The sequence below is a fragment of the Sulfitobacter alexandrii genome, assembly GCF_001886735.1.
Classification (GTDB): Bacteria; Pseudomonadota; Alphaproteobacteria; order Rhodobacterales; family Rhodobacteraceae; genus Sulfitobacter; species Sulfitobacter alexandrii.
Window position 1 is genome coordinate 1,722,386 of sequence record NZ_CP018076.1, and the last position, 19,966, is coordinate 1,742,351.

Genomic DNA, 19,966 nt, shown 5'->3' on the forward strand with positions numbered 1-19,966 from the left:
GGTCTGTTCCATGCGCGCTATCTCCCACGTTTCCTGTGCCGGCTTGATTGCCTCGACAACTCTTCTTTCGGGGCAGGTGCAGGCCCAGAACCTGCTCGCCACCACCGACGCCACCATCAGGCACCAGCTGTGCGTCGGCAGTGCCTGTCCAGACAGTCCTTTCGGCACCTTTCCGGACAGCGGGGCCAGCTCGGTCAAGATGAGCGGCGTCCGGACCCGGCTCGACTTTGTTGATAGTTCAGGCCTCGATTTTCCGGACAACGACTGGGCCTTGGTCGTCAACGATTCCAATGCAGGCGGTGCGGAGTACTTTTCGATCCAGGACACGAGCAGCGGCACGGTGCCGTTTTCGATCGCGGCCGGGGCGTCCAGCAATGCCATGTACATTGCCAGCAACAATCGCGTTGGCCTGGGCACATCGTTGCCGTCCGCTTCCATCGACATCGTACAGGCATCCCCCGGGATACGCTTCAAGCCCTTGTTCAACACGACCGAGTGGAATGTCCTTGGTGCGAACCGCTTCACGATCTCGAATGATGACACCTTGGACTGGATCTTCTCGATCGACTACGGCGCTCCCGAGTCCAGCCTGGCAATCGTTGAAAACGGAAATATCGGCATCGGTACCCAGTTTCCCCAAGAGGCATTGACCGTCTACACAGGCGCTGACGGGGCAAATGCCTTTGCCTTGTTCACGGCGGAGGGGCCCAATTCCGATTCAGGCTTCCTGATCCGCCAGCTCGGCGACATCCCGACAACGTGGGAATTCCGCAACCAGCAGAGCTCAGGCCGGCTCAACGTCGGGATTGCCGGGGGCAACACCCCGTTCAAGATCGACAATACCGCCGCGAACAACCTGCTCAAGCTGGGGCGCAACGGCCGCCCGGATGAAGTCGTCGTCACCGGCAAACTGGTGGTGAACAACACCGAACTCAATGTCCCGGATTACGTGTTCGCGGCGGACTATCCCCTGCGCCCGCTGGCGGAAGTGCGTGAATTCATCGACACCAACAGCCACCTGCCGGACGTGCCTTCGGAAGCGGAGATCAAGGCGAACGGCGTCGACATGACAGCGATGCAGATGACTCTTCTGAAGAAGGTCGAGGAGCTCACGCTCTACACGCTGGCGCAGGAAGATATCATCGCCAAGCAGCAGGTGGAGCTTCGGGAACTGGACCAGCTCAAGGCACAGATGGCTCGTATCGAAGCGCTGTTGTCCAAGCGGGCGGAGTGACGGTGTGGATCTGCCGTTCGCGCCTGTGCGGCGAACGGCGGCTTCGAGCCCTTCCACGACATTTGCGGCGACCCCGCCGCACGTAACCGGGAAGGAAGCCCATCCTCGCTACATTGAGCTGATGATGTTCTCGCTCATGCGCCCCGCCAACTCTCGGGCTGCATCGCCTTGGCGGCTCCAATCGTCCGTGACCTCGCCAAGATAAGCCCGGCGCGCATGATCGAGTGCCATAGCATCCAAGTCAGACAATCGCGGAATCGCCCATTCGGCGGCAGAATCCTTCGTGATGAACCTCCCCGTGCTCGCCGTGTGCCACATCCGCGCAAGCGTCAGCAGGACATTCCGCTCGTCCCCGCGCAATCCATTCAACAAGTCCGGAAGTGCATCGCGCATGGCTTGATTGACATGCTCTGTCGAAACGTCCGTCAGAAGTTCGCTCCTCGGCGGTCCGAACAACGGAATGGCCTCCTGATGGGCCTGTGCGATAACCAGAGAATATTCAGGATCTCGTTCAGGCATCGGCGTCTCACCGGCCTCGAAAGCCTCCCTCAGCCACTCTCCATAAACGAACTCCGCTCGCGCCGGGTAGTCACCGCGGCTGAGCTCGGCTTGGCAAAACACCATCACTTCAAGGCAGCGGGCGCCCCCCGGCACGGCAGGATGGCGTCCGGAAAGATGCAGCAAGTCCAGCAACAGCCCGTTGCGCTGGCTCTCGGTCAGCTCGGACTGAACCACGGCCAGAAGATCAATGTCGCTCTGTGGCCGGAGACCGCCGGATACGGCCGATCCATGCAGATATACACCAAGCAGCGTGTCGCCGAGACGGCGGTGCAAGATCAGCACAGCCGACTGTATCTGTTCTGTCTGATGGAGTGCCACCTGCATGATGGTTTTCTAACGTGCATAGCTCATTATCGGAAGGCAGCTTTGTCCGCATAGCCGACGTAGATGGCTGATCCCCCGCGAAGGGCCGCTCTCCGCCCTCACAAGCTGCTTTTCTGTTTCGGAAACCTCGACACCTCGAGCGCTCCGTTCACCTATTCTGGAAACGAAAGCGACATAACTCTACCCAAATCCCTTCGAAACGATCCCCGCTCCCATGCGTTGCCCGTCGTGTGCAACCATGCGAACGAAGGAACGCGACGACATGCTCGACTGGATCGCCAGCAACTCCGGCACGCTGCAGGTGGCCATCAGCCTGTTCACGGCGGTGGTCTGGCTGGCCTACCTCCATATCCTCTGGATGAACTTCCGGCGGCAGCGGCAGGCCGTGATCCTGATCAACCGCTCCATCGCGCAGGATGAGAACGCCCATTGCTTCGTCACCAACATGGGTGCGGAGCCGATCTACCTGATGGAGGTGATGGCCAAGGTCGTCACGGAGGACAAGGCCTACACCGTGAAGGTTACCGAGCGCGAGGAAGTCGCCCTGGACAAGGTCGATAATCCGTTGACCCGCACCAACCAAGGGCCGATCAAAAGCGGTGAGTTCATCGACATCGGATCGTTCCTGGACCTGCTGCACCGGGCCGATGCGCGCATTGGCTCAGAGGGGCTGTTCGACAGCGTGCGGGAGATGGAGCTGACGGTGGCCGCGGTCGACGGTCACGCCCCGCACATCGTCGCGGCGCGACGCAAGTTCACCGCGGACTGGAAGGATGGCAAGCCGTACTTCGTGCCCGAGCAGGTGATGACGGACCAGATCCGCCACTTTTTCCGCCGGCGCAAGATCACTTCGCTGCTGGAAGAGCAGATCGAGTGATGGTGCCAAGTCCTGTGCTTCGCGCGATCTTCAGATCAGCACACCTTCGGGCGCGCGGCGTCCTTCAGCATGGCCGACAACCGGTCAAGCTTCTCGGCCTGGTCATGCAATGATTTCGAAATGTCAGGATTGAGGCCTTCGCGTTGCACCAGTCGCGCAGCGCTCAAAAGGGCTGTGGCTGAATCTACCAATTCGCCGGAAATCGCGCTCAGCTTTTTTATCGGCATGGGAACCTCCTCTTCATGCTTTGCACGTGAAGATTGTAAAGCAGCGGCGCACCGTCTGTCAAAAACCGCCATCTTTGTTCGGCAGTGCACCGCCACATTGACGGTCTCAGGACAGGGTAGGGAAGGCGGCACCTTTCTGGACGCCGGTGCATAAAAATGGCCACCTGTCGGGAGATAACAGGTGGCCCAAGGTACTCAACCTGGTTTGCCAAGTAGCCTTATTGCTTCGGCAGCAGCACGCGGTCGATCACGTGGATCACGCCGTTCGACTGCTTGACGTCGGCCTGGGTGACCGTTGCGACCCGGCCGTTCTCGTCGGTCAGGGTGATGTTGTCGCCGTCCATCATGGCCTGCAGCGTGCAGCCGCCGACCGTCTCGACCGGGTGGTTGCCGTCGTCATCCGCGATCATGCCGGCGATGGCCGATGACATGGCGTCGGCTGCGACGACGTGGCAGGTCAGGATTTGGGCCAGCTGGTCCTTCGCTCCGGGCTGCATCAGCGCCTCGAGCGATTCCTGCTTGATCATGCCGAAGGCCTCATCGGTCGGGGCGAAGACCGTGAAAGGGCCGGGACCGGACAGCGTGTCCACCAGCTCCGCCTGCTTGACGGCCGCGACCAGCGTCGTGTGGATGGGAGAGTTCACGGCATTCTCCACGATGTTCTTCTCGGGGAACATCTCGGCCCCGCCCACCATCGGGTTTTGGGCCGAAGCCATGGTTGCGGTTGCGGCCAGCGCGGCGCCCATCATCGTCTTGCGGATCATGTTTTTCCTCCAAAGTTGTGCAGGGCGTCATTGCCCTGTTGCCAGTAGCTACGGAGGGACGTCCCGCGAAGTTTCAAAGATATTCCGGCCGGGGAGGGCAGGCACACGCCCTGGGCAGGTTTGCGCCGGCTTTCCGGAAAGCTTTCTTCGGCCGCGCATTGTAAATCGCCCCGCAGCGCTTACCTCGGCTGAAATGTCAGCGCCTTGAGGAGGACCACATGCAGTGCCCAGTCGACGGAGAGACCCTCGTGATCACCGACCGCAGCGGGGTCGAGATCGACTACTGCCCGAAATGCAGGGGCGTCTGGCTGGACCGGGGCGAGCTCGACAAGATCATCGATCGGGCGGCGCCGGCTGCTGCGGCACCCCGGTACGAGCGCGCGGATTACGATGACCGCGACTACGACGATCGCCGCCCGCACAAGAAGAAGCGGAGCTCCTTCCTCGGCGAGCTGTTCGACTTCTGATGGCCAGGTCCATCCGGGGGCGCTCCCGCTTCGTGGCGCCGTTGTTCATGCTGTGCGCCACGATCATGGTCACCCCCCACGGGGCGGTATCGCAGGAGCAGGGAGATCCCGACCAGCTTCGCATGCTTGGACAGTGCAAGGGCTGCCTGTTCGAAGAGATCGACCTGTCTGAACGTCGGATGACCGGCATCGATGTCCGCGAGACCACGTTCCGGAACGTGGACTTTACAAATGCCGGCCTGGGGATCTCGATCTTCGACAACGCCGTGCTCGAGAACGTGTCGTTCAACGGCGCGGATCTCTCCGGTGCCAGCTTTTCCGACGCGCAGCTGACCAACGTGACCTTCGAGGGCGCGGACCTGCGGGCCGCCGTGTTCGAGGGCGTCCGCCTGGTCGGCACTGACCTTCAGGCCGGCATTCTGTGCAACACGCAGATGCCTGACGACATGATGGACAACTCGGACTGTAATTGAGAATGGCCGGTGCCGATTAATTTTGACCGCCATTGGGAATGTCGCGTGGCAGGCGTCGCGCGGGCTTTCCCACTTGCGATGAGTTCCTTGCCAATCGGAGACCGCAGTAAGAGGCTGGTGTAAGTGACGGTCCAGACTCGTAATCTCGGAAATATTGTGCGACCAGTCACCCGCGACATTTTCTGTAAGCGGGATTGGGTATGGGCGAAGAATCTGAAGGTACTGTAGACCGAATCGTCGTGAAGGACATTAGCTATCAGCCACATCGTGGACTGGTGCTCTTCGGCGCCGCCAAGGAAAGCGCCCAACTTGGCCGGCACGGAGACGAGTTTTCAGTAACTTTGCACTACCAAAACAAAGCCGTTCCTGCCCGCGCGCAAGTGTTCGGTGAAGGTGAAGTGCTGGATGGCAAAGATGGCAAAGGTGTTGAGATCGTCGTGCCCTTGACTGAAGCCGCCGACGGCCCCTTGTGTTCGGTGATTTGTGACCTCCCTGAGTGGCTCAGCCTTTCGCCTGAAGCACAGGCATTTCTTTCCGACATTTTCCCAACTGACAACAAGGCCTATGAGGCGGTCTTTCTTAGAAAAATCCATCGCTACGGTGATGAGGCGCTACAGTACTTTGTCGCGCGCCAGCTTTCAGAAAGCTTTACCGGTATGCGTGCGTATCGCGTCGGTGCAGCCGTGGTGATGACTTACAAATCCATCGAGCTCAATGACACCGATCTTCAGAAGGAAGCGCTGGACCATGTAAAGATGCAGTTATCTCATGTCGGCGAGTGTGAGATCACAAACCATCCGCGAACCAATCGTGAGCATCTCGAAGTCTCTCTTCTTTGCGCACAATGGCATTTGGAGTTGTCGCTTCGGCGGTACGATGAGTTTTTTTCGACCCTCGAAAGGTGCCGATCCGTTGCTGAAGGCATAACAAATTTCTTTACGCCAGCATATAACCTGTCGATGGCGCTATTGATCTACTGTGCTTTGCTAGCCCGGCGGGGAGACGTTGAAAAAGCTAGCGAAGTGGCCGACGAGGGCATGAGAATATTCAAGAGTGCTGTCGCGTCTGCTACCCAGCAGCTTACCTTGTTTCAAGAGCTTCGGATATCGCACCGCAATGTGCACCTTATGCTGTGCACGACGAAGCCAGACAAGCGTGCCGATGCAGATTTCAATCTCTACGTTCAATGCAGTTTGCGAGTAACGGGAGACGCAGTTGAGCGACTGAAGAAGGCGGCGTTTGACATCTATCCTGTACAGGAAGCTGGTCGTTCCTGAAGATCGAGTTGTGTTTCTTCCTAGAGGTTTGATTCGGACACCATCCGGCCCAGACGAGAATGCGAGGTACTGTTGATGACCCATCCCTATAGCGATCTTCCTGCGCCGGCGTTCTGGCGGACTGCCGTCTCCGAGCGCAATCCTTTGGAGACGTCCGATCTGTGGTCGCCAAAGAATGCTCTCCTGCCTTCTGACAGCGTTGTAACTTTTGGATCGTGCTTCGCGCAGCACATTAGCCGCGCTTTGAGGAAAAACGGATTTTCTTGGCTCGATTGCGAACCCGGTCCCAACTTCGCGTCAGAGAAGCTAAGGAGTCGTTTCAACTACGGTGTATTCTCGGCTCGGACGGGGAACATCTACTCTGCAAAAGCATTGCTACAGTGGGTGAAGTGGTCACTCGGCCATGAACTAGTGCCTAGCGAGGTTTGGGAGCGGGATGGCCGATTTTTTGATCCGTTTCGACCGGCAATTGAACCGAATGGCTTCGCCTCTCCTGATGAAGTGCAGGCCTCCAGAAACCAGACTCTCAAGGCATTTCGGAAAGCCCTGACCGACTCTGATCTGTTTGTCTTCACCTTGGGTCTTACGGAAAGCTGGGAGAACGCACAGCGAGGATTTACCTACGCCACATGTCCTGGGACAAATGCTGGTACATTCGATCCGCAAGCACACGTCTTCCGGAACTATAGCTACACCGATGTGCACAGCCATCTCCAAGAAGCATTGAACCTCATGAGAGATGTAAATCCAAGCGTTCGCATTCTGCTGACAGTTTCACCGGTGCCGCTTACCGCTACAGCAGCCGGGAAACACGTGGTCGTGTCTACGACATACTCAAAGTCCGTCTTGCGAGCGGTGGCTGGCGCAGTGTCGGACAGTTGGGGGGCCGTCGACTACTTCCCGTCATATGAGATAATAACAGCGCCCAGCTTTCGCGGAATGTTTTATGATCCGAACATGCGTACCGTTTCCGGTCGGGGCGTGGACTTCGTTATGAGCCATTTCATGTCGGGCATTTCTGAGCACTCTTCGGGCGATGTGTCCAAAGATGGCGGAACATCAACGCCGCCCGCGCCTGTTGAAAAGGTAGCTGCTTCGGCTTCGGTACCTGAAGCCGAAGCGGAGCTCGACGATATCAAGTGCGAGGAAGAGATCCTCGAAGCGTTCGCTCGCAAATGAACTTCTCGGAGATCTAAACCGAATGCCCAAAATCTGTATCATTGGTAACAGCCATCTTGGTGCTCTTGCACAATCAGAAAGTGGAATGAAAGCTTTTGGAACGGCAGGTTACGATGTCGTCTACTGGGGTGCGGCAGGTAGGCTCTTTGACCAGATCAAATATTCAGATGGGAAGTTGATTTCCCCAGCGCCGGAGCGGTCCAAGATCATTTCTTCGGGAAGGTATGGGCACCTGCCGCTTTCCGATTTTGATGCCATAATATTTTACGGAATGGCTGTTAGGCTCTCCGGTATAGCCGCGCAAATCACAGGTCGACTGAAAACTATTCAAACGCTGTCCAAATCATTCGTTGACGAGACATTGGCAGAACAGATCGCAGTGTGGTGGGATCATCGTTTGGGGCGCGAGTTGATGAAAGTCGTTACGGATGCAGCGCCTTCAAAGAAATTTATCTTCACCACCGATCCACTAGTCGCGGAAAACCCGCAGTACCTTGACAAAGTGAAAGACAATCTCTTGCTAAGGAGGGTCCTGGACGAACTTTATGCTCACTGCTCGCATTGGTGTGAAGAGCATGGAATCTCCTTTTACCGGCAGAGCAACGCGACACTGGCGGCCAACGGCGTCACGACCGACTTCGATTTCAACACGAACTCGGTCAAGATGGAGGCTGGCAAGCCGCATCCCGAGGACGATTTCGTGCACATGAACAGCCGCTATGGCGATGTCGTGCTGGCAGATCTTCTCGCGCTGTTGGAAGCGGACCGTTCGGCGGCACGCGCTGCGGGCTGACACTGTCCGTTGCAGCGCAGTGCGTTAGACGGTAAGCGACGTTCAGAAAACTATAGAGGTCCAGATGTCGGACATTAAGATTTTAGACTGCACATTTCGGGACGGCGGTTATTACAACGATTGGGATTTCTCCACGCCACTGATCAATCGCTACCTCGAGGCGATGAAGGCGGCGCAGGTCGATATCGTCGAACTGGGCTTCCGCTTTGTCAAAAACTCCGGCTTCAAGGGGCCTTGTGCCTATGCGACGGACGATTTCATCCGTTCGCTCACCATTCCGGACGGATTGGAAGTCGGCGTGATGCTGAATGGCGGTGATCTGTTGACCGACTTGGGCCTGGTGCCGACGCTTGAACGTCTGTTTCCCGAGAAGGCGGACACCACACCCGTAAGCCTGGTCCGTTTTGCGTGTCATTTTCGTGAGTTCGAACAGGTTCTTCCGGCTGTCACTTGGCTGTCGGAGCGTGGCTACAAAGTCGGCTTCAATCTCATGCAGATCACGGAGCGGACGGAAGAGGAAGTGCGTCACTACGCCCGCACCTCCAAGGATTGGCCGATCGAAGCGCTCTACTTCGCTGACAGCATGGGCAGCATGTCCCCTGCGGACGTCGGCCGCATCATCGGATGGATGCGCAAGGAGTGGGATGGTCCAATCGGTGTCCACACGCATGACAACATGGGTCAGGCGCTCGCGAACACGATGCGCGCGGTTTCGGACGGGGCGACCTGGCTGGATGCGACCGTGACAGGCATGGGGCGGGGGCCGGGCAACGCCCGGACCGAGGAGCTGGTGATCGAAGCCGAAGCGCTTAGAAATCGGCCGGCCAATTTCGTTCCGCTGATGAGCCTGATCCGGGAGACATTCCAGCCGATGAAGACCCACTATGGCTGGGGCACCAATCCTTACTACTATCTCTCTGGAAAATACGGCATCCATCCGACCTACATTCAGGAAATGATGGGGGACGCTCGGTACAGCGACGAGGACATTCTCGCCGTGATCGATTTCCTCCGGCACGAGGGCGGCTCGAAATTCAGTTCGGAGCGGCTGAGCGGCGCGCGCACCTTCTATCGCGGCGAGGCACAGGGCGCCTGGTCGCCCAAAGAGGTTATGGAAGGCCGAGATGTCCTTGTTCTTGGCACGGGGCCCGGTGTCGCGGCGCACCGCGCTGCGTTGGAGGATTATATCCGTCGGACGAAGCCTTTGGTTCTGTCCTTGAATACTCAATCGGCGATCGACTCTGATCTGATCGACATGCGGGTCGCCTGCCACCCCGTGCGCCTGATGGCTGACTACGAGCTGCACACTAGCCTGCCGCAGCCGCTGATCACACCTTTTTCCATGCTTCCCGAAGATCTGAGAAAGAACCTGCAGGACAAGGAAGTGCTTGATTTCGGCCTCACCGTGACTCCGGGCAGTTTCCGTTTTCAGGACACCCAATGCGAGGTCCCGGCACCGCTCGTGCTTGCCTACTCCCTCGCGATCGCTACGAGCGGCGGCGCCCGGCGCATTCTGATGGCCGGGTTCGACGGCTACCCCGCTGGTGACCGTCGCAACGACGAGACGGCGGAAATACTTTCGGCCTACAAGGCGCATACAGCAGACGTGATGTTGTCGTTGACGCCCACACGTCATGCCATCGCGACCGCCAGCCTTTACGGCTACCTGGAGTAAGGCGCGCCATGAGCATGCAGACGGTCAATTGCTTCCTCCCTTGTCGGAAGGGCAGCGAACGGGTCCCGCGGAAAAACATCAAGCCCTTTGCAGGTTTCGAGAATGGGCTCATCGAGGTTAAACTGCGCCAGTTGATCGAGGCGAAGGGGGTAGGGAAGGTCTTCCTTTCCACGAACGATGAAGAAATACTCGATTATGCCGGGACCCTGAATTCGGACAAGATCGTGCTTCACAAGCGGTGTGAAGAACTATCCTCGAGCCAGACGAGCACCGACGACCTTGTTTCTCACGCGCTCGAGTTGATAGGTGAAGGCGATATCCTCTGGACGCATGTGACTTCACCCTTTGTGAGCGCAGCGTCGTATGACGCGATTGTCTCGCGGTATTGGCAGGCATTGGATGACGGACACGATTCCCTGATGACCACGTCGGTCATCCATGGATTCATTTGGGACGAGAATGGTCCCATCAATTATGATCGTTCCGTAGAGAAGTGGCCGCGCACACAGACTCTTCCGGCATTGCATGAAATCAACAGCGCCGCTTTTCTCGCACCGGCTGAGATTTACCGAAACGATGATGACCGCATCGGCCAAAATCCCTTCATCTACGGGATGGACAAGATCGAGGGAATGGATATCGACTGGCCCGTGGATTTCCAGATCGCCGAAAGCATGGTGTTGCAAGGCATCGCCAAGGTATGATTGATCTCTCTCGGTACCGTACACTGGTCTTCGACTGCGACGGTGTCGTGCTCGACTCCAACCAGGTCAAGACGGCGGCTTTTCGGGTTGCGGCCTTGCCCTATGGTGAAGCTGCAGCGGAGGCACTGGTCGCGTATCATGTCGCCAATGGCGGCATCTCGCGCTATGTCAAGTTCACCCATTTCCTTGAGCAGATCCTTCCCGAACACCAGCCGGAGGCGATGCCAGGCCGGGATGGACCCGATCACGAGGCGCTTCTTCGTCTCTACGCCGAAACTGTGCGGGATGGGTTACTGAATTGTGCGGTCACGGAGAAATTGGAACAGCTTCGCGATACCACCGAAGGTGCCAATTGGTTGATTGTCTCCGGTGGAGATCAGAATGAACTTCGCGACGTATTCGGAAGGCGGGATCTCTCGCGACTGTTCGACGGCGGTATCTTTGGCAGCCCGGACACGAAGAGCACGATCTTGGAGCGTGAGCTGGCGTCAGGCAACATACAGTCGCCGGCGCTGTTTCTGGGCGACAGCCGATTAGACCATCAAGCTGCAACGGCCGCGGGGCTGGACTTCGTTTTCATCCATGGTTGGACCGAGGTGGTGGACTGGCAGAGATATGTTGAAGAGAACAAGCTTGAAGCGATCTCGAAAGTTGGCGAACTCGCCAATAAATAAGCGCTCGTGCCCTAGCTTATAATTGCGGGCTGGTTTTGCGCGTTCCACAGCCTGATTGCTTCCTCGGTACTTTCAGCAGTCTCGCTCCGCACCATATTCTCATAGTCGTCACAGTAGTGCGCCACTGCAAAGCCACCTTCAACTTCTACGATTTCATAGGGTTGAGCTCCGCACCTTACACATGCAGACATTCCGTGCATAATCGGCTGTTTCAAATTTCGCTCCCATCCGTCCTGTTTGCAGTCCAAGTGTAAGAAATTCCCTAAAAAGAGATCGTTAATTTCTTCGCGGGCTAAGTGTTGTCGATCGCTTCTTCATCACAGAGTAGTTCGATCAACTGTTCCATGTCGGCATTGTGTTTCTTGCCTTCCGATTGTTCTGGGCGGCTAACGGGAACATCCTTCGATTGAGTGTTTTCGAAGAAGTGTTTCGCAAACAGTGCCATGACATGGTCAACTCCAGTGAGTAGCACTTCGCGCCCATCGTCCGCGTAGTATCCTCCCCTGACATGAGGGCTCGTGATTACCTCATAAGACGGGAAATAGCAGCAGTCATCCAACGAGGCTGTGACCTTCTCGGCCGCGATGCGGAGAGCAGCCTTCGACCAGGTCGTCGATGTCCAAACGTGACGAGGAAGATAGGTGGCGTTGAGTGGCACCGGCGATACAGTAACAATAAATTTGACGGTAGGGTTCTTCGATCGAATGAACTGGAGCGCACTCATCAGATCGTCTGCAGTTTCGTCGTGATCGAAGTTGTAGAATTCGACGATTTCTTCATCGAACTCGCCTCCTGCTACGCCCGGCGCGATCGGGAAAACTGCGCCGTCGCGCTTGTCTAGCCATGCTTCGGTCAGTCCAAGGGTGAAGACGAAAACGTCCATGTTCTCGATAGATTGCCGAACAGCGGCAAGATGCTGCTTACGATCTGCTTCGAGTTCCTCAAGGCTGCTGAAGCCGCCAGGCTGGATCTGAGGGCGGAATGGATCTGCGTAGGCCTTTCCGTCCGGAGTTTTCCAATGGGAAGCAACAGGATCGAATAAGCCATATGCGCGCTGGAGAAGTTGAAGCAACTGGCGGGCGGTATAAAGGTTGCCATATCGCGCAGAGAACAGACCGTAGTTGTGCCTTTTCGCGACTGCATCTTCTATGAAAGGGTAGGCGGCCTCAGATACGTAGTGATTAAATCCCTGTTCGGTAAGGTACCGCGCGACATGCTGAGCGAAACAGCTGCCCGCAGTCACGATCTTGTCTTGGCTCTTAAGTACGAATGGAACGTCGGATACGGGATCGAGATCTTGGCCACTCGGTCCTGCAGGAGCGCGTTTCCAAAACTGCCGATCGTCCAGGCCGATATAAGGATGTTTCCTTTTCATCAGTTTACACCACTTGTTTCAATATCTGGTTCAGAACCAAGTCACCATACTTACGGTTAGCATGTGTCGGATCTCCACCACAGAACTCTGACGCAAGCATTCCATCCTCGGTCACTGCTTCTGCAGGTGGGGGGATGAAATGGGCACCGTTTTGTTCAGCTAATTTCTCGTACCAATCCGATTGGAGCTTGTAGACTGCGTGTCTCAACTTATTCGGCGCATACCCGTTCACGCTCATTTTTTGAAAAAACTCAGGTAGATGCCGGATTGTGCTAGTGTCTGAAATTGGAGGGGGAGCACAGATGTAGATGAATTTCGCATTTGGAAATTCGTCATGCATTTTGTTAAATGTCTTCGCGGTGCCACGGTTCTTTTCTGCGATTGCATCCTTCATAACCGCAAGCGGAATAGAGGTTCGCGACTTATCATCGAGCTGTTTACCTGCTATGGTAAATGGCTCAGGTTGCTCGAATAAGGTCATGATGTTGTGTTTGTTTCCGGCGATTGAGAGACAGACGACATCTGGCTCGAAAGGCCAGATCGCTGGCTCCTCGCCAGCTTCGATCTTGCCTATATTGATGACCGCCACGTTGTCGAGTTCGGGTCTGTCCTGATGAGCTCTTGCGATACACGCAGTGTGGCTCATGCCTAGGACCAGATACTGTTTTTTTCGGTCGTTGTCGGTGCTTTCAGCAATGACCATATGCATTCGCTCCTAGTGTCCATGCGCTGATCGAGTGTTCGGAGTCTTCAAAGACGAGTCAACCAACCGGCGATGACAAAAGCTTATCACGTTTGGATATGCAATCTCTGCGTCTGAAATAGTTGAAACCTTGGGCGTTGGGCCGGTTGTTGACGTGGGGGTATGATTAATCTTCGCCTGGTTTTCTGGGAACTCCGCCCCTAACCCATTGATTTCCCATACCCCAGTTTCCGGTAACATCGCCGTGCAACGGATTGATAACAAATGGCGCAGCGTGGTTCTCTATGGTCAGCCAACCGGGGCTTCTGCCAAGGTGGCGAGCGCCGTTCGGAAGGTGCTGATGTCCTGCGGGCGGGATAGGGACGGGGCGTGGCCGCAATCGTCGAGGAGGGTCATCTCGGGTTTCGGGCCGCTGCGGCGCATGCGGTTCCGGATGTCGTCGGTCAGAAGATCCGATCGTGCGCCGCCGATCACATGCGTGGGCACGGTTATTCGCGTCCAGCGGTCCCACGCGGTCATCTCCTGCGGAGAATCGGTGAACTGGTGCAGAATGGCCGCGTCGTAGTGCAGCGTCAGCCGACCGTCCGGGCAGCGGCGGGTGGATGTGCGCGCCATGCGTTGCCAGAAGCTGTCGGCGGCGGGGCCGAACGGCGCGTAGGCGCTTCGCAGCCAGGTTTCGGCCTGGCTGTGGCTGGTGAAATGCGGCAGCTCGCCGACATAGGACATGATGCGCTCGATCGCGGGCAGGGGCACCTCGGGGCCGATATCGTTCAGTATCAGGCGCTCGATCCGCCCGGAGTCCTTGCCCGATGCCATGTGGACACCGATCTGGCCGCCCATCGAAGTGCCGAGCCAGGCGGTGCGTTCGATCCCGTAGTGGTCCAGCAGATCGGCGATGATGCCGGCGGCATATTCGATCGAATACTCGACCCCGGGGTCCGAGGCCCAGCTGGATTTGCCGCGGCCGATCATGTCGGGGCAGAGGACGAGGAAATCGTCGCACATGGCGGCGGCGAGTTCGTCGAAATCCCGGCCCGTCCGTGCCAGCCCGTGCATCATCATCAGCGCGGGTTTGCCGGGCGCGCCCCATTCGGTGACATGGATTTCGTGATCCATCACCGGGACGAAGGCAAAGCGGGGCGTGGTCATGCGCGCCTTCCCCTTGCCATCAGGGTGCCCGCGATTCCCTTGGGAAAGAAGTACACCAGCAGGATGAAGATGATCCCCAGCCAAAACAGCCAACGGTCGGGGGCCAGCAGTTCGGGCAACAGGGGAATGGCTGCCGTCGCTTCGGATGCGGCACCCATCAGGTCGCGCAGGTAGTATTGCGCCATGACCATCAGCACCGCGCCGATCACGGCCCCCCACATCGTGCCCATGCCGCCGATCACCACCATCAGCAGGATGTCGATCATGATGGCAAAGGACAGGGCGGTGTCCGGCCCGGTGTACTTGAGCCAGACGGCATAGACGGACCCGGCCAGCGACGCGATTGCGGCCGACAGGCAGAACACGAAGGTGCGGTAGGCGACGACGCGGTAGCCGATCGCCTCGGCCCGCGCCTCGTTCTCGCGGATCGCCTTGAGCACGGTCCCCAACGGCGAGACCGTGATCCGCAGCATGACAAGGAACATGACGAGCGATGTGGCGAAGACGAAGTAGTAGGCTGCGAGCTTGCCGTTCAGCGCCACGCCGAACCAGCGCAGCACCTTGCCGTCCTCGTCTACCGCCAGCTTCGTCGCGGGCTTGAAAAGGTCAGGTGCCCGGTAGGTGATGCCGTCCTCGCCGCCGGTGATCTGCGACAGCTGCGAGGCCAGCACCAGCACGACGGACGCGGCGGCGAGCGTGATCATGGCAAAGAAGATCGCCTTGACCCGAAGGCTGATCAACCCGATCGCCGTGGCGACGACGAGCGACAGGGCGACACCGACCAGCGTGCCCAGCGCCACGGCATCCCAGCCCGGCCCCATCTGTTTCAGGGCGATGGCCGACCCGTAGGCGCCGAAACCAAAGAACATCGTATGGGCAAAGCTGACGATCCCGGTATAGCCGATCAGCAGGTCGTAGCTGGCCACCAGCACGATGAAGATGCAGATCCGCGCCGCGACTTCCAATGCCCGGATGTCCTGAAAGAGGAAGGGGGCGAACAGCAGCAAGGCTGCGATGACCAGCATGGCGGTCTTGACTGTGATCGTGCCGTAGGTCGGTTTCATTCCGTATGCCTCACTTGACTGCCGGGCGCAGGCCGCTGGGCCGCCACATCAGGATCGCCATCATCAGGATCATGTTCGATGCCAGCGCCAGCTTGGGGGCGAGATAGCCGATGTAGTTGGCCGTCAGCCCCACGATGATCGCGCCCAGCAAGGTCCCGTCGATGGAGCCGAGCCCGCCGATGATGACGACGATAAAGACGACGATCATCATCTCGCCGCCCAAGGCCGGGGTGATGAGTGTCTCGTAGCCCGCCCACATCGCACCGCCCAAAGCGGCCAGGGCGCTGCCCAGCATGAAGACCCCGATGAACAGGCGGTTGATCTTGAACCCCAGCGCCTCGACCATCTCGCGGTTCTCGACGCCCGCGCGGATCAGCAGGCCGATGCGGGTCCGGTTCAGCAGGACCATCAGCCCGGCAAAGACCGCGAGGCCGAGCGCGACGGCAAAGAGCCGGTAGATTTCCATGCTCACGTCGCCGACGATCCAGGCGCCTTCGAGGAATGCCGGACGCGGCACGCTGACCGGGGTGCCGCCCCAGACGGCGAGGATGATCTGTTCGCTGACGATCAGCGCGCCCATCGTGATAAGAATCTGGCGCAGGTGGTCGCGGTAGACGGGTCGGATGATGACGGTTTCAAAGAACAGGCCTGCCGCAAGCCCGAAGGCGATGGCGGCCAGCAGCGCGAGCGCCAGCGCGGCGGAGGCCAGCATCCAGCCTCCGTCAAGCCATGTGGACAGCGCGGCCAGCACGGTCGCCGCGACGAATGCGCCAAAGCTGATAAAGGCGGAGTGGCCAAAGTTCAGCACGTCCATCAGGCCGAACACCAGCGACAGGCCGGAGGCCATGAGGAAGACCATCATGCCCATGGACAGCCCCGCCACGGTCAGTGTCACCCATGAGGAGGGCGCGCCGATCAGCACGAAGGCCACGGCGGCCAGCGCCAGTGGCAGAAGGTTCACGCCGCCCCACCGGCCCAGCGTCTCGGAAAGATTGGTCATCATGCTGAAAGCCCCAGTAGCTGCCCTTGCAGGTCGGTGTCGGCGGCGAAGTCCGCCATGCTGCCCCGGTGCACCACGCGGCCGTCGTCGATCACCGCCATGTCGCGCCCGAGGCTGCGGGCAAAGTTGAAGTTCTGTTCCACCAGCAGGATCGTCGTATCCTGTGCGATCTCGCGAAAGGCCTCGCCCATGGCGGCGACGATCGCGGGGGCCAGCCCCTTGGTCGGCTCGTCGATTAGGATCAGATCGCGCGGCTCGATGATGGCGCGGGCGACGGCCAACATCTGTTTCTGCCCGCCGGACAGGGACCAGGCCTGTTTGGTCCAGAACTGTTCAAGCGCGGGAAACAGGGTATAGATGCGTTGCAGGCGGGTCTGGTCGAAACGGCCTCCGGCAGTGGCGAGCACGAGGTTCTCCTGTACCGTGAGGCCGCCGAAGGTGCCCATGTTTTCGGGCACATAGGCGATCCCCAGCCGGGCGATGTCGGCCGTGGCGAGACGCGAGATGTCGCGCCCTTTGAAGACCACCGATCCCGGCTGCGGCTGCCACAGACCCATGATCGAGCGCAGTGTCGTCGTCTTGCCCGCGCCATTCCGGCCCAGCAGGACAAACACGCCGCCCTCGGGCACGTCGAAAGTGATGTCGTGCAGCACGTGGTACTGCCCGATCTGCGTTTTCATGTTCTTCAGGGACAGAAGGCTCATGCGGTCTCCTCCGTCGCGGTCCCGAGGTAGACGTCGCGGACGATCTTGCTGCCCATGACCTCGGCCGGTGGCCCGTCGGCCAGCAACTCGCCGTTGTGCAGCACGATGATCCGGTCGGCGAGCGCGCGCACCACGTCCATCTTGTGCTCCACCAGCAGGACGGTCTTGGTGGTGTCCGCCTTGATCTTGCCGATCAGGTCCAGCACGGCGGGGGCCTGGTCCAGCGACATGCCCGCGGTCGGTTCGTCGAACATGTAAATGTCGGGCTCCATCGCCATCAGCAGGGCGACCTCCAGCTTGCGCTGGTCGCCGTGCGGCAGGCTGGCGGCGGGCATGTCGGCGCGGTCGGTCAGGCGGGCCGCGTCGAGGTAGTGCTCGGCACTGCGGATGAGGTCGCGGCGCGACGCGGCGGGGCGGAACAGGCTCCAGCCCGCGCCCTCGCGGGCCTGCACGGCCAGGCGGATGTTCTCGATCACGCTGAGCTGCGGAAAGAGGTTCGTCAGCTGAAACGCGCGGCCGATGCCGCGGCCGGCACGGGCCGAGGGCGACAGACGGGTGATGTCCTCGCCCGATTTCTCGACGCGCCCGGCGCTCGCGGGCAACTGGCCGGAAATCAGGTTGAAATAGGTCGTCTTGCCCGCACCGTTCGGTCCCACGATCACGGTGGTCTCGCCCGGATGAAAATCGCAGGTGACGGAATTGACCGCGACATGGCCGCCGAAACGGATCGTCAGGTCACGAGTGGACAGGGACGGGGAGGGCATCGATTGGCAATCCTTGAGGGTATCCGGCCCGCCAGAGGGGCGGACCGGGTGTGCCTTGCGGGTTTCGCGGGCTTACTGGCTGTTGTCGCGGCCGATGGGGATGTTCATCTCGTCCGGCTCGATGATGCGGACCAGATCGGGGATCGCCCATTCCACGTCGTCATCCACGCGGATCTTGAAGTGCACCATGGATTGCAGGGCCTGATGGTCTTCGGGGCGGAAGGTCATCTCGCCCTTCGGAGTATCCCACGACATGCCTTCCATCGCGGCGATCAGGTCTTCGGTCTCGTAGCTGTCGGCGGTCTGCAGCGCCTTCACCACGGCCAGTGCGGCGGACATGCCCCCGGCGGTGAAGAAGTCGGGCGGGCCGTCGAAGCGTTCCTGATGGGTGTCCACGAGCCACTTGTTGATGTCGTTCTGGTAGGCCTCGTAGTAGTAGTAGACCGCGCCTTCCAGACCGGGGAACCGCTTGTAGGTCGGCAGGACCGGCAGGATGTGACCGCCCATCGAAATCTCGATGCCGTAGCGGTCGGGGTCCAGCGCCTTGATCTTGCCGGGCGCGTCACCGCCGCCGGCGATGTAGACGAGGATGACCTTGCGCCCTTCCTTGTCCTTCAGCGCGTTGAACATGCGTTCGGTCGCCGCCGTGAAATCGGCGGTGCCCTGCGGGACGTATTCCTCTGTCACCACTGTCGCGCCGGACCCGTCAAGGGCGGCCTTGAACGCGGTGATCCCGTCGCGGCCAAAGGCGTAGTCCTCGGCCAGTGTCGCGACGTAGAGGTTCTCGTCCGGCTGGAGCGCCAGCGCCTGCGCTTGCATGTCCATGGACGAGTTGCGCGAGGTCTTGAACACGTAGCGGTTGCTGTCAGGCCCGGTGAGGCTGTCGGCCACGGCGGGTTCCACGATCAGGATCTTCTCGTACTCCTCGGCGATGGGCAGCATCGCCTGTGTCACACCCGAAGACGTGGCGCCGACGGCCAGCAGCACTTCGTCGTCGCCGTAGGCTTCGGCCAGGACGGCGCGCGCGACGTCGGGCTTGAACTGCGTGTCCTTGATGATGACCTCGATCGGACGACCGTTGACCTCGTTCGTGCCGTCGGTGGCATATTCGAGGCCCAGTTCGAAACCGGTTTGCGCCTGCTTGGAAAAGGCTTCGAAACTCGATCCCGACAGGCCGTGGATCAGGGCGATCTTGATCGGGTCTTCCTGTGCCCAGGCCGCGCCGGCCAGGCTGATCGACGTGGCAATGGTGGCGGCGAACCGCGCGAAATTCTTCATGGCTTCCTCCCTATGGGCGGTGGCCGCGGTTGTACGAACCCCACCCGTCGTTTACGTGTTCGAGAGGATTGAGGATAACCGCAGCCGGGGCAAGATCGTGGAAATACCTATTGACGATTGCTACGCGCAGGGGCTCTTCGCCGACCTCGCTTTCACCTATGCGCCGGTGGGGCTGGTGGTGACGGAGGCACGGGTGATCCGCCAGTGCAACAATGCCTTCGGGCAGATGTTCGGCTATGCGCCGGAAGAACTGGCGGGGCAACTTTTCGCGATCCTCTATCCCACGGACGCGGAGTTCGTGAACATCCGGGACCGGGGCGTGAAGCAGTTGCGCGAGACCAACCGTTACTGGGACGAACGCATCATGGCCCGGCGGGACGGGACATTGTTCTGGTGCCGGGTCCGGGGCCATTCTTTTACCCCCGAAGACCCGCTGGCCCGCGCGGTCTGGAGCTTTGCCGATCTCAGCGCGGAACGGCCCTATTTCCCCCTGACCCGGCGGGAGCGCGAGATCCTCAGCTACCTGTCCGAAGGTCTTACGAGCAAGGAAATCGCCATCAACCTCGAAATCTCCCACCGGACAGTCGAGGTCTATCGCGCCAAGCTGTTGCGCAAGTTCGGGGTCAACAACACCAGCGGGCTTTTTCATTCCATGGGCGGGATCGACGGCGATCACGTGGTGTCGACATCCGACCAGTAG

22 protein-coding genes are annotated in these 19,966 nt (G+C 59.3%); 11 read left to right on the top strand and 11 right to left on the bottom strand.

Going from position 1 to position 19,966, the window contains the following annotated elements; translation table 11 throughout:
• Positions 1-10: 10 nt before the first annotated feature.
• Entirely contained in the window at positions 11-1,234 is a 1,224-nt protein-coding gene (locus tag BOO69_RS08380) for a hypothetical protein (protein WP_071971758.1), read from the top strand.
• A 108-nt stretch (positions 1,235-1,342) separates the two neighbouring features.
• On the opposite strand, the gene BOO69_RS08385 is transcribed toward BOO69_RS08380, so the two are convergent.
• Positions 1,343-2,119 carry an aminoglycoside adenylyltransferase family protein gene (locus BOO69_RS08385; protein WP_071971759.1) on the bottom strand — a complete coding sequence of 259 codons (777 nt, stop codon included), beginning with the start codon at positions 2,117-2,119 and terminating at the stop codon, positions 1,343-1,345.
• 238 nt (positions 2,120-2,357) lie between these two features.
• Between BOO69_RS08385 and BOO69_RS08390 the strand changes: the two genes are divergently transcribed.
• A complete protein-coding gene (locus tag BOO69_RS08390) occupies positions 2,358-2,996 on the top strand; it encodes a hypothetical protein (protein WP_156874894.1) in 639 nt (212 codons plus the stop codon).
• Between the two features lie 35 nt (positions 2,997-3,031).
• On the opposite strand, the gene BOO69_RS08395 is transcribed toward BOO69_RS08390, so the two are convergent.
• The gene (locus BOO69_RS08395; RefSeq protein WP_071971761.1) at positions 3,032-3,223 is read right to left on the bottom strand and encodes a hypothetical protein; all 192 of its coding nucleotides are present in this window, start codon (positions 3,221-3,223) and stop codon (positions 3,032-3,034) included.
• 218 nt (positions 3,224-3,441) lie between these two features.
• The gene (locus BOO69_RS08400; protein WP_071971762.1) at positions 3,442-3,987 is read right to left on the bottom strand and encodes a fasciclin domain-containing protein; all 546 of its coding nucleotides are present in this window, start codon (positions 3,985-3,987) and stop codon (positions 3,442-3,444) included.
• A 218-nt stretch (positions 3,988-4,205) separates the two neighbouring features.
• Here BOO69_RS08400 and BOO69_RS08405 point away from each other — a divergent pair, with 218 nt between their 5' ends.
• The 8 genes from BOO69_RS08405 (at position 4,206) to BOO69_RS08440 (ending at position 11,229) form a co-directional block, all read left to right on the top strand.
• Positions 4,206-4,454, top strand: a complete 249-nt coding sequence (locus BOO69_RS08405) for a TFIIB-type zinc ribbon-containing protein (protein ID WP_071971763.1) — start codon at positions 4,206-4,208, stop codon at positions 4,452-4,454.
• Positions 4,454-4,927 carry a pentapeptide repeat-containing protein gene (locus tag BOO69_RS08410; RefSeq protein ID WP_237267590.1) on the top strand — a complete coding sequence of 158 codons (474 nt, stop codon included), beginning with the start codon at positions 4,454-4,456 and terminating at the stop codon, positions 4,925-4,927. The genes BOO69_RS08405 and BOO69_RS08410 overlap by 1 nt, the downstream gene beginning before the upstream one ends.
• Positions 4,928-5,127: 200 nt before the next feature.
• Complete coding sequence (locus tag BOO69_RS08415; protein WP_156874895.1) at positions 5,128-6,204, top strand: hypothetical protein; 1,077 nt, start codon at positions 5,128-5,130, stop codon at positions 6,202-6,204.
• 75 nt (positions 6,205-6,279) lie between these two features.
• Positions 6,280-7,383, top strand: coding sequence for a GSCFA domain-containing protein (locus tag BOO69_RS08420; protein WP_071971765.1), 1,104 nt, complete (start codon positions 6,280-6,282; stop codon positions 7,381-7,383).
• 22 nt (positions 7,384-7,405) lie between these two features.
• Positions 7,406-8,176 (top strand): hypothetical protein, encoded by a 771-nt coding sequence (locus tag BOO69_RS08425; protein ID WP_156874896.1) that lies wholly within the window; start codon positions 7,406-7,408, stop codon positions 8,174-8,176.
• Between the two features lie 64 nt (positions 8,177-8,240).
• Positions 8,241-9,851: an aldolase catalytic domain-containing protein gene (locus tag BOO69_RS08430; protein ID WP_071971767.1), complete on the top strand. Its 1,611-nt coding sequence runs from the start codon at positions 8,241-8,243 to the stop codon at positions 9,849-9,851.
• An 8-nt stretch (positions 9,852-9,859) separates the two neighbouring features.
• Entirely contained in the window at positions 9,860-10,555 is a 696-nt protein-coding gene (locus tag BOO69_RS08435; RefSeq protein ID WP_083545475.1) for an acylneuraminate cytidylyltransferase family protein, read from the top strand.
• Positions 10,552-11,229, top strand: a complete 678-nt coding sequence (locus BOO69_RS08440) for an HAD family hydrolase (RefSeq protein WP_071971768.1) — start codon at positions 10,552-10,554, stop codon at positions 11,227-11,229. Before BOO69_RS08435 ends, BOO69_RS08440 begins: the two co-directional genes overlap by 4 nt.
• A 292-nt stretch (positions 11,230-11,521) precedes the next feature.
• Here BOO69_RS08440 and BOO69_RS08445 read toward each other — a convergent pair whose 3' ends face one another.
• From BOO69_RS08445 to BOO69_RS08480, 8 genes are all read right to left on the bottom strand, one after another.
• Positions 11,522-12,604, bottom strand: coding sequence for a GSCFA domain-containing protein (locus tag BOO69_RS08445; protein WP_071971769.1), 1,083 nt, complete (start codon positions 12,602-12,604; stop codon positions 11,522-11,524).
• A 4-nt stretch (positions 12,605-12,608) separates the two neighbouring features.
• Positions 12,609-13,307, bottom strand: a complete 699-nt coding sequence (locus BOO69_RS08450; RefSeq protein ID WP_156874897.1) for a hypothetical protein — start codon at positions 13,305-13,307, stop codon at positions 12,609-12,611.
• A 288-nt stretch (positions 13,308-13,595) separates the two neighbouring features.
• Positions 13,596-14,456 (bottom strand): alpha/beta fold hydrolase, encoded by an 861-nt coding sequence (locus BOO69_RS08455; protein WP_071971771.1) that lies wholly within the window; start codon positions 14,454-14,456, stop codon positions 13,596-13,598.
• The gene (locus tag BOO69_RS08460) at positions 14,453-15,520 is read right to left on the bottom strand and encodes a branched-chain amino acid ABC transporter permease (RefSeq protein WP_071971772.1); all 1,068 of its coding nucleotides are present in this window, start codon (positions 15,518-15,520) and stop codon (positions 14,453-14,455) included. Before BOO69_RS08460 ends, BOO69_RS08455 begins: the two co-directional genes overlap by 4 nt.
• Positions 15,521-15,530: 10 nt before the next feature.
• A complete protein-coding gene (locus BOO69_RS08465) occupies positions 15,531-16,520 on the bottom strand; it encodes a branched-chain amino acid ABC transporter permease (protein WP_071973723.1) in 990 nt (329 codons plus the stop codon).
• On the bottom strand, positions 16,520-17,224 hold the full coding sequence (locus tag BOO69_RS08470) for an ABC transporter ATP-binding protein (RefSeq protein ID WP_071971773.1): 705 nt from the start codon (positions 17,222-17,224) through the stop codon (positions 16,520-16,522). Before BOO69_RS08470 ends, BOO69_RS08465 begins: the two co-directional genes overlap by 1 nt.
• A complete protein-coding gene (locus BOO69_RS08475; protein WP_071971774.1) occupies positions 17,221-17,988 on the bottom strand; it encodes an ABC transporter ATP-binding protein in 768 nt (255 codons plus the stop codon). The genes BOO69_RS08470 and BOO69_RS08475 overlap by 4 nt, the downstream gene beginning before the upstream one ends.
• 72 nt (positions 17,989-18,060) lie before the next feature.
• Positions 18,061-19,266, bottom strand: coding sequence for a substrate-binding domain-containing protein (locus BOO69_RS08480; protein WP_071971775.1), 1,206 nt, complete (start codon positions 19,264-19,266; stop codon positions 18,061-18,063).
• A 97-nt stretch (positions 19,267-19,363) separates the two neighbouring features.
• Here BOO69_RS08480 and BOO69_RS08485 point away from each other — a divergent pair, with 97 nt between their 5' ends.
• A complete protein-coding gene (locus tag BOO69_RS08485; RefSeq protein WP_418361303.1) occupies positions 19,364-19,966 on the top strand; it encodes a helix-turn-helix domain-containing protein in 603 nt (200 codons plus the stop codon).

Coding starts and splice junctions, on each gene's coding strand:
- BOO69_RS08390 (WP_156874894.1), top strand. CDS start 2,358: ATGCGAACGAAGGAACGCGACGACATGCTCGACTGGATCGCCAGCAAC.
- BOO69_RS08420 (WP_071971765.1), top strand. CDS start 6,280: ATGACCCATCCCTATAGCGATCTTCCTGCGCCGGCGTTCTGGCGGACT.
- BOO69_RS08445 (WP_071971769.1), bottom strand. CDS start 12,604: ATGAAAAGGAAACATCCTTATATCGGCCTGGACGATCGGCAGTTTTGG.
- BOO69_RS08425 (WP_156874896.1), top strand. CDS start 7,406: ATGCCCAAAATCTGTATCATTGGTAACAGCCATCTTGGTGCTCTTGCA.
- BOO69_RS08415 (WP_156874895.1), top strand. CDS start 5,128: ATGGGCGAAGAATCTGAAGGTACTGTAGACCGAATCGTCGTGAAGGAC.
- BOO69_RS08385 (WP_071971759.1), bottom strand. CDS start 2,119: ATGCAGGTGGCACTCCATCAGACAGAACAGATACAGTCGGCTGTGCTG.
- BOO69_RS08400 (WP_071971762.1), bottom strand. CDS start 3,987: ATGATCCGCAAGACGATGATGGGCGCCGCGCTGGCCGCAACCGCAACC.
- BOO69_RS08470 (WP_071971773.1), bottom strand. CDS start 17,224: ATGAGCCTTCTGTCCCTGAAGAACATGAAAACGCAGATCGGGCAGTAC.
- BOO69_RS08435 (WP_083545475.1), top strand. CDS start 9,860: ATGAGCATGCAGACGGTCAATTGCTTCCTCCCTTGTCGGAAGGGCAGC.
- BOO69_RS08460 (WP_071971772.1), bottom strand. CDS start 15,520: ATGAAACCGACCTACGGCACGATCACAGTCAAGACCGCCATGCTGGTC.
- BOO69_RS08450 (WP_156874897.1), bottom strand. CDS start 13,307: ATGGTCATTGCTGAAAGCACCGACAACGACCGAAAAAAACAGTATCTG.
- BOO69_RS08440 (WP_071971768.1), top strand. CDS start 10,552: ATGATTGATCTCTCTCGGTACCGTACACTGGTCTTCGACTGCGACGGT.
- BOO69_RS08455 (WP_071971771.1), bottom strand. CDS start 14,456: ATGACCACGCCCCGCTTTGCCTTCGTCCCGGTGATGGATCACGAAATC.
- BOO69_RS08395 (WP_071971761.1), bottom strand. CDS start 3,223: ATGCCGATAAAAAAGCTGAGCGCGATTTCCGGCGAATTGGTAGATTCA.
- BOO69_RS08475 (WP_071971774.1), bottom strand. CDS start 17,988: ATGCCCTCCCCGTCCCTGTCCACTCGTGACCTGACGATCCGTTTCGGC.
- BOO69_RS08430 (WP_071971767.1), top strand. CDS start 8,241: ATGTCGGACATTAAGATTTTAGACTGCACATTTCGGGACGGCGGTTAT.
- BOO69_RS08405 (WP_071971763.1), top strand. CDS start 4,206: ATGCAGTGCCCAGTCGACGGAGAGACCCTCGTGATCACCGACCGCAGC.
- BOO69_RS08380 (WP_071971758.1), top strand. CDS start 11: ATGCGCGCTATCTCCCACGTTTCCTGTGCCGGCTTGATTGCCTCGACA.
- BOO69_RS08480 (WP_071971775.1), bottom strand. CDS start 19,266: ATGAAGAATTTCGCGCGGTTCGCCGCCACCATTGCCACGTCGATCAGC.
- BOO69_RS08465 (WP_071973723.1), bottom strand. CDS start 16,520: ATGACCAATCTTTCCGAGACGCTGGGCCGGTGGGGCGGCGTGAACCTT.
- BOO69_RS08410 (WP_237267590.1), top strand. CDS start 4,454: ATGGCCAGGTCCATCCGGGGGCGCTCCCGCTTCGTGGCGCCGTTGTTC.